The organism is Arabiibacter massiliensis, assembly GCF_902386925.1.
GTDB lineage: Bacteria > Actinomycetota > Coriobacteriia > Coriobacteriales > Eggerthellaceae > Arabiibacter > Arabiibacter massiliensis.
Genome location: NZ_LR698996.1, coordinates 1,108,624 through 1,119,884 on the forward strand (window position 1 = coordinate 1,108,624; position 11,261 = coordinate 1,119,884).

An 11,261-nucleotide genomic window follows, 5' to 3' on the forward strand; every position below is an offset into this window, starting at 1 on the left:
CTGCATACGAACTTCATAAACGCCGTGTTAAGGGTGCGCGGGCGGACGGCGGGGAGCGCTCGGCGAGCGGCCGGGAGCGTCGTCTGCGCGCGGCCTCGTCCGTCCGTTTTATGAAACGGAGCGCGGGGCTCTGCGGGTGCGCGCCGCCCTGTGATACTCTGGGAAGCTATCCGGAACCATCATATCTACGCGCTTTTTGGAGGCAGCATGCCCGAGAACCACGACATCAAAGACATCGCCCTGGCCGACGCCGGCCTTGCCCGCATCATGTGGGCCGACCGCGACATGCCCGTGCTCGCCCGCATCCGCGAGCGCTTCGAGCGGGAGCGCCCCCTCGCGGGCGTGCGCATCGGCGCGTGCATGCACGTGACCACCGAGACGGCCAACCTCATGCGGGCGCTCGTCGCCTCCGGCGCGCAGGTGACGCTGTGCGCGAGCAACCCGCTGTCCACCCAGGACGACACGGCCGCCTCGCTCGTGCGCGACTTCGGCGTGGACGTGTTTGCCGTCGCCGGCGAGGACGCCGACACCTACAACCGCCACATCGAGGCCGTCATCGCCACGAACCCGCAGATCATCATGGACGACGGCGCCGATTTGGACACCGCGTTGCACACGACGCACCGCGACAAGCTGGAAAACGTGGTCGGCGGAACCGAGGAGACCACCACCGGCGTGGTGCGCCTGGCCGCGATGGCCGCCGAGGGCGCGCTCGCCTACCCCGTGTTCAACATCAACGACGCCAACACCAAGCACTGCTTCGACAACCACTACGGCACCGGCCAGTCCACGCTCGACGGCATCGTGCGCGCCACGAACCGCCTTCTGTGCGGGCGCACCATCGTCATCTCGGGCTACGGCTACTGCGGCAGCGGCCTGGCCCTGCGCGCCCGCGGCATGGGCATGCGCGTGATCGTGTGCGAGGTGGACCCCTTGAAGGCGCTCGAGGCGCACATGGAGGGCTACGAGGTGATGCCCGCGGCCGAGGCGGCGCGCTTCGCCGACGTGTGGGTGACCGTCACCGGCAACTGCAAGGTGGTGGACGCGCCGGCGTTTGAGAACATGAAGGACGGCGCCATCGTGTGCAACTCCGGTCACTTCGACTCCGAGATCAACCTCGTGTGGCTCGAGGAGCACGCCGTGAAGAAGCAGGAGCTCAAGCCGCTCGTCGAGGAGTACACGCTGCCGGACGGCCGCACGGTGATCGTGCTCGCGCAGGGGCGCCTCGTGAACCTCTCGTGCGCCGAGGGGCACCCGGCGTCTGTCATGGACATGAGCTTCGCGAACCAGGCGCTGGCCGCCGAGTACCTGTACCTGCACGCCGGCGAGCTGGAGAACAAGGTGTACGACGTGCCGGCAGAGATCGACGACGGCGTGGCCCGCGTGAAGCTGGAGACGCTCGACATACGGATCGACACGCTCACCGAGGAGCAGATCAAGTACATGAACTCCTGGAACTTCGCCGAGGTGTAGGCCCCCGCTTCGGCCGCTCGCCCGTCCGGGCCCCGCTCGCCTGCCGCGAGCGGGGCTTTTTTTGCTATGATGGCGCCACCTTCCAAGGAAAGGCGGTGGCCCGCATGCTCGGCACTCTGATCTCGGTCTTCTGCGCCATGGCTCTGTACCTGCTCATCTTCCTGTTCGTGCTGTTCGTCGGCTACCTCATCGTGAGGCGCGCCGTGCGCGACGGCATCATGGACGCCCGCGCCCGCATCAAGGAGCTCGAGGAGCCCTGGACGCCGCCCGCCGGGCCGGCCGCTCCCCCGAGCACGCGGGAGTGACGGCTTGCGATTCGGAGTCGGGTTGTCAACGCCCTCGGCCGTTTCTTGCCTATTGAGCAAATTTGCTCAATAGGCTCGCAAATCTGCTCAACGGAAGCCGCCGTCCTGCGTGGAGCGCGCCAGCGCATGCCCCTCATGTCATCCCGAGCGGAGGGTCGCCAGCGTATCCCCTCGCGTCAGTCTTTGACGGTCACGCCGAGGCGGCGGGCGATGCCGGCGGCTTGGAAAAGGTCCATCGCGCAGCCGCGCAGCTCGCCCATGGCGTCGGAGAGCACGATGCCCTCCAGCTGGCACGTTGAGAAGTCGATGCCGGCGAGCGTCGCGCGGAAGAAGCTCGTGCCCAGGAAGCGCACGTCGTCGAAGGCCGTGCGCTTCTGGCGCAGCTCGGCCAGGTCGGCCCCGGAGAAGTCCGTCGCCGCCATGCGCACGTCGGTGAGGCGCGCCTTCGCCAGCGAGGCGTAGGCGAACGTGGAGTCGCGCGCCTCGTCGCGGCTGAGCACGGCCTCCGTGAAGTCCGCGCCGGTGAACTTGCACGACGAGAACGTGCAGCGCGTGAAGTTGGCCTCCGCAAACGAGCTGTTCGAGAAGTCGCAGCCCGAGAACGACACATCCGTGAACAGCGCGCGCTCGAAGTCGCAGCCCACAAACGAGCAGCCCTCCACCCGCGACTCGGACAGCTCGAGCAGCGCGAAGTCGGCCCGCTCGGCCGCGTCGCCCGCGATGCGCACGTGCGCGACGCGCGGGTCTCCCCCGCAGGCGCGCTCGATCCAACCCTTGAGGCTTTCGACCTCGACGAGCTCGGCGGGAATGGAAGGGTTAGCGAGCTGGGGCGCGCTCGACGGCTGGGGCATGGCACGGGCTCCTCTTCGCGAGGCCGCCGGCGGCGGCGCGGAAAACGACCTTCTCATGATAGCATCGGCGCGCAACGCCGCACCCCGCCATCCGAGAGAAGAAGTCGCCGGCACGCCACATTAAACAATGACTTACAGCATCATGGACAAAATCGGCCTTCGGGACTGATTTTTTCGCATCATTGCTGCCGAAGAACGAAGAAACCCCTGGTGGCAAGAAGCAGACCCGGTGGTTGCGAACAAGAAATCAGTCCCGAAGCCCGATTTTGTCCACAGCCTTTCCTCCGCGGCCGGACAACATCCAGGATGACAACAGGCGTGCCATTATCCCCGGGCTTTTGGCACGTTCACCTCGGGCGGCGAACCGGCCGGCTCCTCCACGATCTCGACGTCCACGGCGCCTCCTTTCGCACGCCATTCTACCCGACCCGCGCACCGGCAAGCCCTTCGGGCACGATCTCCTCCACGAACCAGCGCGGGCCCTCGTGGAACAGGAACGTGTGCGCGTGCCCCACGAGCACGTCGTAGCGCACGCCCTCGCCGCCCACCTTGAGCGACGCGCACATGCGCACCCCGAGCACGGCGCGCACCGGGAACCGCCGCCCGTCGCGCCACAGCACCGCGCGCGGCACGATGCGCCCGTCCTCCAGAAACGTCGCCTCCACCTCCACGTAGCGCTTCCTCCTCCCCGCGATCCCCCGCACCATGACCCGCCCCCTTTCCCTTTGTCATCCTGAGCGAGCGCAGCGAGTCGAAGGATGACAAGCTCTAGAAATAGCCTACCGGGTGCACGACGTTGTCGCGCTTGATGTCGAGGTCTGTCAGGCTCTCGTCCACGAGCTCGGCGCCGCGGCGGACGCAGGCGTTGCCGAAGCGGCGGCGCAGCTCGTCGATCGTCTCGTCCAGGTCCTCCAGCATGCGCCGGCGCGCGTCGAAGGGCAGCTCGAGCTGCTGGGGCGCGTCCATGGGCTCGAGGCTCGACGCGCGCACGTGCAGCCCGCGCAGCGGATGGCCCTCGTCGAGCGGCTCGTTCGCCGCGAGCAGCTCCCAGGCCGTGCGCGCGATCGTCCCGGTCGTGTTCGTCGCGCGGTGAAGCGTCGTCTGGCGACCGTAGCTCGAAAGGTCGCGGGCGTCGCGCACGCCCACCGACACGGTGGACGCCCGGAAGCGCGCCTCGCGCAGCCGCTGCGCCACCGACTCCGCCAGAAGGTAGATGAGCGCCTTCGCGTCGCCGGGGCTCACGATGTCGTGCGAGCAGGTCAAACCGTTACCGAAGCTTTTCACCGTGCGGTCGACCTCGTTCCTCGCCGGGTCGTAGGCCTTCACGGGCGTCGCGTCCTCCCCGCGGGCGAACGCGCGCAGCACGAGGCCCACCTTCCCCAGGCGGCGACGTAGAAGCTCGGGCGAGGCGCACGCGAGCTCGCCGATCGTATCGATGCCCGACGAGTGCAGCTTGGCGCGGGTCGCCCGGCCCACGTACAGAAGCTCGCCCACCGGCGCGCGCCACACGAGCTCGCGGTAGTTCTCCGGCGTGACGGCCGTGACGGCGTCGGGCTTGCGCACATCGCTGCCGAACTTCGCGAAGATCTTGTTCCACGACACGCCGATGGACACCGTGCAGCCCAGCTCCGCCTTGACGCGTCCGCTGATCTCGGCCGCCGTGCGCAGCGCGTCGCCGCCCAGAAGCGGCAGCGAGCCGGTGAGGTCGAGCCAGCACTCGTCGAGGCCGAACGGCTCCACGAGGTCGGTGTACTGGTAGTAGATGCGCCGCGCCAGGGCGGAGTAGCGCTGGTACACGTCGTAGCGCGGCGGCACCGTCACCAGGCCGGGGCACTTCGCGCGGGCCTCCCACAGCGCCTCGCCCGTCTTCACGCCGGCGGCCTTGGCCTCGGCGCTCTTGGCCAGCACGATGCCGTGGCGCGTCTCCTCGCGCCCGCCCACCACGAGCGGCACGCCCCGCAGCTCGGGGCGCTCGGCCTGCTCGACGCTCGCGTAGAACGCGTTCATGTCCGAATGGAGGATCACGCGGCCGTGGTCGACCCCCTCCGGCGAACCGATCACGCAGCCCCCGAACGTCTCGTGCTCCCGCAGTTCCCCCGCAGCCATCGCCATCGCCCTCCTCCCGCATCGCCTTCTCGTCGTCTCGCAGAGAACGCATGTTCGCACATGTGGAGACCCTCCGCAAGCGAACAGACCGTGGAGTTTTAGGAACAATATTCGGCGTTTGATCAGGTCATATATGAGCGGCCAGCCCTACAGGGCCAGGTGGGTGCGCACAAGCGAGGCGGCCGCCTTACGAGAAGGTAAGGCGGCCGCAAGGAGCCCGCAAGCGTCGCGTCAGGACGCCCGCGTAGACTGGAAGGCGTCGAACACGAGAGCGAGGAGGATGCCATGGAAAAGCTGCGCGTGCTGGCGACGCTCGCCGCCATCGTCGCCGCCGTCGTGATGGAGACGCTGCTGGGACGCTTCGACCGCGCGGGCGCGCGCCCGTAGCCCCGCCCTACAGCCACGCCGCCGTGGTGCCGACGCCTGAGGCGCGCAGGGCGGCGGGGGTGCCGGCGAACACCACTTCCCCGCCCGCATCGCCGCCGCCGGGGCCGAGGTCGATCACCCAGTCGGCATGGTCGATGACCTGCGGGTTGTGCTCCACCGCCACCACGGCGCCGCCCGCGTCCACCAGGCGGTCGAGAAGCGCCAGGAGGTGCTCCACGTCCTGCGGGTGCAGCCCGCGCGTGGGCTCGTCGAGCAGGTAGAGGCTCGCGCGCCCCTTGCCGTCCGCCAGCTCGCGCGCCAGCTTGAGGCGCTGGCTCTCGCCACCGGAGAGCGTGGTGAGCGTCTGGCCCAGCAGAAGGTAGCCGAGCCCCACGTCCTCGAGGAGGCCGAGCGTGCGCGCGAGCCGCCGGGCCGCCGCGCCCTTCGCGTGCGCGCTGTCCGCGTCGGCAAAGAAGGCCCGGGTCTCCTCCACCGACATGCGCAGCACGTCGTCGATGGATTTGCCCGCGAAGCGCACGGCCAGCACCTCGTCGGAGAACCGGCGGCCGCCGCAGGCCGGGCACGTCGCCTCGACGTCGGTGAAGAACAGCATGTTGCTGGTCACCGTGCCCAGCCCCTCGCACCGCTCGCAGCGCCCGCCCGGCGCGTTGAACGAGAAGCTCCGCGCCGCGAGCCCCGCCGCCAACGCATCCTCGGAGCCCGCGAACAGCGCGCGGATGTCGGCAGCGGCCCCGGAATAGGTGGCCACGTTCGAGCGCTTCATCTTCACGAGCGGCTCCTGCCCCACGTCCACCACCCGGTCGAACCGACCCGCGCCGCGCACCGTGCCGCCCTCGAAGTCGCCGTCGCCGCGCGCGACGAGCCTGAACACGAGGGTGGACTTGCCGGAGCCGGACGGCCCCGTGACCGCGGTGAGGCAGCGGGCGGGGATGTCCACGTCGATGCCCTTGAGGTTGAACAGGCGCGCGCCGCGCACCTCCACGGCCGTCTCGCCGGCCGGGCGGAACGCCTCCTTGCGCGCGGGCGGCCGGGCGAGCCAGCGCCCCGTGGCCGACGCGGGCTCGGCCATGACCTCGTCGAGCGTGCCGGCCGCGACGATGCGACCGCCGTGCGCGCCCGAGCCGGGGCCCAGGTCCACTACGAAGTCGGCCGCGCGCACGACGTCGGGGTCGTGCTCGATGACGAGCACGGTGTTGCCCGCGTCGCGCAGCTTCTCGAGCACGGCCACGAGGCCGCGGGTGTCCTTGGGATGGAGGCCCTGGGTGGGCTCGTCGAGGATGTAGACGACGCCGGAGAGCTCCGAGTCCAGCACGCTGGCCAGGCGCATCCGCTGCAGCTCGCCGCCGGAGAGCGTGACCGTCTGGCGGTCGAGCGTCAGATACGAGAGCCCCACCCGCGCCAGCCGGTCGAGCTTCGTGAGCACGTCGCGCAGGTAGTCCTCCACGTCGGCGCGGTGCGCGGCGGGAAGGGACCCATCGAGCGCGCGCACCCAGTCGCGGATGCCCTCGAGCGAGGAGGCGGCCAGCTCGGGCAGCCGCGTGCCCGCCACCGTCGCCGTGCGCGCCAGCTCGCCCAGGCGCTCGCCGCCGCACACGGCGCACACTGCCTGCGAGAAGTAGCGCTCGAAGTCGCGCCCGCCCCCTTCGCGTTCCGCCCAACGGCGGCGCAGAAGCGGCACGACGCCTTCGAACCTGCCCGCGGCGGCGGTCTTCGGCTCCTCGACGCCCGGACATGCTGCGGCGAGGGCCAGGCTGGCCGTGCCGTTCAGCAGGATCTCGCGCTGCAGCGCGTCGAAGCGCGCGACGGGCGCGCCCGCAGGGTCATCCAGGCCGTAGCGCCGGCACGCCTGGCGAAACGATTCCACCAGGTAGTCCCGGTAGCGGCCCTTCCAGAAGTCCACGGCGCCGTCCTCGAGCGTGCGGCTCTCGTCGAGCACGGCCACCAGGTTCACGTCGAGCGTCCTGCCCAGGCCCTCGCACGCCGGGCACGCGCCCTCCTTCGTGTTGAACGAGAACTGCGTGCGCGTGAGCTTGGGCATCCGATGCCCGCAGGCGGAGCAGCGCATGAACACGAGGAAGTCGTCGCCGCGCCGTTCCGTCTCCTCCTCGCAGTCGGCCGAGCAGATGCGCGCGCCGCACTCCGGGCAGGCGCGCTCGTGCAGCTTCTCGAACACCATCCGCAGGTCGGTGTACACGTCGGTGACCGTGCCCACCGTGGAGCGCGGGTTGCGGTTGCCGGAGGACTGCGAGACGAGCACGGCCGGCGAGGCGCCCCGCACGCGCCCGACGCGCGGCTTGCGGATGCCCTCGAGCCCCATGGCCTCGAGGTACTGGCGCTGGCACTCGTTGAACAGCACGTCCACCGCGAGCGTCGACTTGCCCGAGCCCGACACCCCCGTGAACGCGACGAGCTTCCCCTTGGGGATGGCCAGCGAGACGCCGCGCAGGTTCCCCTCGCGCGCGTCCTCGATCACGATGTCGGCCATAGGTCGCCCCTTCCTCCCAACGGTTTCACGGCGAAGGGCCATTGTACCGCGCCGCAGGGGCGGCGGACGGATGGCGATCTCACGACGATTGTCTGAGCAGAGCTCCGGAGGCACTTGCATGGAATTTGCGCCTGTGCGAGGTGTTTGCCACGGGAAACTTGCGATGGGCAAAGCTCTACCTCACGCGACCTGGCATTATGAAGAACCTCTTTCCGATTTTGCAAGTTAGCCTCGGGAAACAGCTCGCACAGGCGCACATTCCATGCAAAGGGCCAGAGCCGTTGAGCGGCTAGCGCGCGCACTCTGCACCGAAGTGCACGGCGGCGGCGATGGCAGCGGTCGCGAGGGCGATGCCGGCCACGACGACGGGCAGCGGCGCGAACAGCCACAACGCGAAGGACGCGGCCGCAAGCACGAGCGCCCCCTGCTCGTAGCACAGGCGCGGGCCGTTCGGGAACAGGCGTACCGCATCGAATCCGCAGCTCAGAAGCGAACCGGCATTCAGAAGCACGGCGAGCGCGACGGCGGCCGGCAGGGAGGCGCCCGCAGGGGCCGCGATCAGCGAGACGCCGCAGGCGAGCGCCGTGGTGAGGACGAACGCGGGCAGCGCGTCCCAAACGAGGAGCTCGAGCGTGCCGAACGGCAGACGGTCGCGTACGAGGCGCACGCGCACGTCGTCGCGAAACGGCCGCGAGGCTTCGCGCACGCCCTGCTTCATCATCATGAGGGCCTGCAGCCAGAACAGGAAGAGCACCGGCCCGCCCGCCCCCAAGACGGCGAGCACCCCCAGCGGCACGACGAGCGCGCCCTGCACGAGCAGCGCGGGGATGCCGTCCCACTGCCGCAGGTGCGACAGCGCCGCACGGGCAACGAGGGTGCGCCGCCCCTCCGCAGGCGGCAGCGAGAAGCGCACGGCGCGGTCGGCCAGTTTGCGGCGGCGCTGGTGCTCGGCCACCTGCTCCCAGGAAAGGGGCGACAGCGGGTCGAGCCCGCACAGGTCGGCGAACAGCGCGCTCTCCTCGATGACACGGGTCATGTCGATGCGCGGCGCCATGAGGGCGAACATAGCGGCAGCCGCGGCGAGGGCAAGCGCCGCGCCAGCGCCGAGTGCCGCGGCTGCGGCCGGGACGAGCAGCAGCGAGGAGTCCGCACATACCGCGAACGCGATCCAAACGGCGGCGAGCACGACGAGCAGGATCATGGCCGCCGCCGTCTTGCCCCTGCTCCAGCGCGGGCTCGCGAGCCGCACGACGCCCACGGCCCAGCCGGCCGCGACCGCCGCGCCCGCGAGCGCCGCGCAGGCGAGCGCCGCCGCCGGGACGGCTGCGGCCGCGACGCCGGCGCTCTCCAGGCCGACGCCCAGCAGGAACCCGACGGCTCCGCCCGCGAGCACGCCGCCGAGCACCTGAGCTCCGGCCGCCACGCCCGTAAGCGCCCGCGCGCCCACCGGGCTCGCGGCCACATGTGCGATGTCGGGATGCGACAGCTTGAGCGGCGACGTCCGTGCGCCGCCGATGCCGATGCGCGCGAAGAGAAGCACGGCTGCGATCAGCGCCGCCCGCACCGCGAGCGCGCAAGCGGCGACGCCGGCGCCCGCGAACACAGCGGCCACCGCGTCGACGAGCGCGGCGGCCATGAGCGCGAACCACACGGCGAAGAGGCCGACCGCGTACAGCTGGTAGACCCGATCCAGCGCGCCGCCCTCCTCGATGCCTGCGCCCACCAGGTGCAGAAGCCGGTTCGCCGTCCAGCGCGCGTGCCGCACGCGCAGCCACAGCAGCAGGCCGACGTCATGCATCGCCGTCTCCCGCGCGCACGTCGAGCCGGCCGCCCTCGAGGCGCAGCACCAGATCGGGCCGCAGGTCGGGCACGTCATGATGGCAGCTGGCCAGAACGGCGCACCCGGCCGCCCGCGCCTCCTCCAGAAGCGCGCTCAGCACCCGGGCGGCCTCCGGGTCGAGCGGCCCGTACGGCTCGTCGAGCAGAAGAACGCGCGGCGCGCGGGCGAGCGCCAGCACGAGCGCGAGCTTCTGGCGCATGCCGCGCGAGTACGACGACGGCAGCTTGTCGGCTTGCCCTGCAAGGCCGAACCGCTCCATGAGCCGCTCGGACGGATCGCCCTTCGCCGACAGCCGGTTCGCCTGGCGCACGAAGCGCACGTGCTCGCCCGCCGTGAGGTCGTCGTAGAACGCGGGCACGTCGGGCACGAACGCCACGAGCGCCCGCAACGCGCGGTTCGACCCGTCGAAGCGCTCGCCGCAGAGCTCCACCCGCCCCTCGGCGGGCGCGTCCCATCCGGCCAGGCAGCGCAGAAGCGTCGACTTCCCCGCGCCGTTGGGCCCGACGAGGAACGCGGCCTCGCCCGCGCCCAGCGAGAACGACGCGCCGGCGAACACCTCCGCCCTCCCGTAGCGGCAGCCGAGCCCCTCCGCCCGCAGCACGACCTCGCTCACAGCGCCTCCAACCTGGCCAGCAGCGGTTGGAACCGCGCGTCGTCGGCACGCTCCGCCCATTCCGGCCGCGCCATCACCAGCTGCGCGCACTGCCGCCTCATGTCGAGCGCGCCCAGGTACGCGGCCGCCGCCTCGCCCTCGTCGCCGGAGGGCGCGGCCAGCTCGGGAACCAGGTCGTACAGCACGCTCTCGCCCGCGCCGTACAGCAGCGCGCGGTCGTCGAGGCGCTCGAGCAGGCGCACGAAGCGCCCGAGGTAGGCCTCCGCGCGCTCCCCGTCTCCGCCGACCAGGCACGCGGCCGACGCGTTCGCCAAGAACGTGAGCGCCGCCATGGGGTTCTCGTCCTCCAGGTCGAAGCCGACGAGCAGGCCCTCGCCGGCCCGCACGAGCGCCTCGCGATGCGCGTCGTCGTCGGCGTAGAGCAAAAGCTGGGCGCTCACGCTGCTCATGGCGCTCATCACGCCCCAGCCCATCGACGCCTGGTACAGCCTCAGGCTGGCCTCGCGTTCGCCCCGCTGCTCGTACAGCGCCGCCAAGGCCAGGTCGACGCCCTGCACCCTGTCGGGCTTCAAGCTCTCGAGCAGGGCGACGCAGCCGTCCAGATCGCCTTGAAGGTTCATCGCGGAGGCGCGCATCATGCGGGCGGCGCCCACCAGCGCCACGTCGTCGGAGTTCTCCTCGACGCGCGCCAGCAGTTCGACGGAGCGCGAAAGCAGGCGCTCCCCGCGCTCCGGGTCGAACGCGGCGCGCTGCATGAGGAGCGTGCCCATCTGGTGCAGCAGCGGCCAGCAGGAGTAGTAGTCGGCGATCAGCCGCTCAACCTCCTCGAGGGCGGCGTCCGGATCCTCGTCGATGAGCATGGCCAGGCGCAGGTAGGCGTCGCGCACCTCCTCCGCGCTCAGCTGCGGGCGGTAGTCGAACAGCTCGTCGAGCGTGAGGCCGAAATACGCCGCGATGCGCGGCAGCAGGGCCACGTCGGGCATGCTCTGGCCCAGCTCCCACTTCGACACGGCCGCCTTCGTCACGCCGAGGTGCGCCGCCAGCTCGCCCTGCGTCACGTCGGCGGCGCGCCGCTCGCGCGCGATGGTCGCCCCCAGGTTGATGCCGTCCATGCGCCGCTCCTTCCGTCCGCGCTCGCCTCATGTTCCCAGTATGGGCGAACACGACCGGTTGACGCAAGCGATCATCAGTTGACTTCGAG

Annotated in this window: 9 protein-coding genes; 2 read left to right on the top strand and 7 right to left on the bottom strand. The window is 70.8% G+C overall.

The window, feature by feature from the left end; genetic code table 11:
* Nucleotides 1-207 precede the first annotated feature (207 nt).
* Together ahcY and FX134_RS04825 are read left to right on the top strand one after the other, a co-directional pair.
* On the top strand, nucleotides 208-1,473 hold the full coding sequence (gene ahcY, locus FX134_RS04820) for an adenosylhomocysteinase (protein WP_080798405.1): 1,266 nt from the start codon (nucleotides 208-210) through the stop codon (nucleotides 1,471-1,473).
* A 104-nt stretch (nucleotides 1,474-1,577) separates the two neighbouring features.
* Entirely contained in the window at nucleotides 1,578-1,778 is a 201-nt protein-coding gene (locus FX134_RS04825) for a hypothetical protein (RefSeq protein ID WP_143412137.1), read from the top strand.
* Between the two features lie 176 nt (nucleotides 1,779-1,954).
* On the opposite strand, the gene FX134_RS04830 is transcribed toward FX134_RS04825, so the two are convergent.
* The 7 genes from FX134_RS04830 to FX134_RS04860 form a co-directional block, all read right to left on the bottom strand.
* Nucleotides 1,955-2,629: a pentapeptide repeat-containing protein gene (locus FX134_RS04830; protein ID WP_080798411.1), complete on the bottom strand. Its 675-nt coding sequence runs from the start codon at nucleotides 2,627-2,629 to the stop codon at nucleotides 1,955-1,957.
* Nucleotides 2,630-3,048: 419 nt separating this feature from the next.
* Nucleotides 3,049-3,336, bottom strand: a complete 288-nt coding sequence (locus tag FX134_RS04835; protein ID WP_080798414.1) for an outer dense fiber protein 1 — start codon at nucleotides 3,334-3,336, stop codon at nucleotides 3,049-3,051.
* Between the two features lie 61 nt (nucleotides 3,337-3,397).
* The gene (locus FX134_RS04840) at nucleotides 3,398-4,735 is read right to left on the bottom strand and encodes a Y-family DNA polymerase (protein WP_080803752.1); all 1,338 of its coding nucleotides are present in this window, start codon (nucleotides 4,733-4,735) and stop codon (nucleotides 3,398-3,400) included.
* A gap of 394 nt (nucleotides 4,736-5,129) precedes the next feature.
* The gene (locus FX134_RS04845) at nucleotides 5,130-7,607 is read right to left on the bottom strand and encodes an excinuclease ABC subunit UvrA (RefSeq protein ID WP_080798417.1); all 2,478 of its coding nucleotides are present in this window, start codon (nucleotides 7,605-7,607) and stop codon (nucleotides 5,130-5,132) included.
* Between the two features lie 289 nt (nucleotides 7,608-7,896).
* Complete coding sequence (locus tag FX134_RS04850) at nucleotides 7,897-9,405, bottom strand: hypothetical protein (protein ID WP_080798419.1); 1,509 nt, start codon at nucleotides 9,403-9,405, stop codon at nucleotides 7,897-7,899.
* The gene (locus FX134_RS04855; protein WP_080798427.1) at nucleotides 9,398-10,060 is read right to left on the bottom strand and encodes an ABC transporter ATP-binding protein; all 663 of its coding nucleotides are present in this window, start codon (nucleotides 10,058-10,060) and stop codon (nucleotides 9,398-9,400) included. The genes FX134_RS04850 and FX134_RS04855 overlap by 8 nt, the downstream gene beginning before the upstream one ends.
* Complete coding sequence (locus FX134_RS04860) at nucleotides 10,057-11,172, bottom strand: helix-turn-helix domain-containing protein (protein WP_080798430.1); 1,116 nt, start codon at nucleotides 11,170-11,172, stop codon at nucleotides 10,057-10,059. Before FX134_RS04860 ends, FX134_RS04855 begins: the two co-directional genes overlap by 4 nt.
* Between the last annotated feature and the right edge of the window lie 89 nt (nucleotides 11,173-11,261).

Coding starts and splice junctions, on each gene's coding strand:
- FX134_RS04860 (WP_080798430.1), bottom strand. CDS start 11,172: ATGGACGGCATCAACCTGGGGGCGACCATCGCGCGCGAGCGGCGCGCC.
- ahcY (WP_080798405.1), top strand. CDS start 208: ATGCCCGAGAACCACGACATCAAAGACATCGCCCTGGCCGACGCCGGC.
- FX134_RS04845 (WP_080798417.1), bottom strand. CDS start 7,607: ATGGCCGACATCGTGATCGAGGACGCGCGCGAGGGGAACCTGCGCGGC.
- FX134_RS04850 (WP_080798419.1), bottom strand. CDS start 9,405: ATGCATGACGTCGGCCTGCTGCTGTGGCTGCGCGTGCGGCACGCGCGC.
- FX134_RS04840 (WP_080803752.1), bottom strand. CDS start 4,735: ATGGCTGCGGGGGAACTGCGGGAGCACGAGACGTTCGGGGGCTGCGTG.
- FX134_RS04830 (WP_080798411.1), bottom strand. CDS start 2,629: ATGCCCCAGCCGTCGAGCGCGCCCCAGCTCGCTAACCCTTCCATTCCC.
- FX134_RS04825 (WP_143412137.1), top strand. CDS start 1,578: ATGCTCGGCACTCTGATCTCGGTCTTCTGCGCCATGGCTCTGTACCTG.
- FX134_RS04835 (WP_080798414.1), bottom strand. CDS start 3,336: ATGGTGCGGGGGATCGCGGGGAGGAGGAAGCGCTACGTGGAGGTGGAG.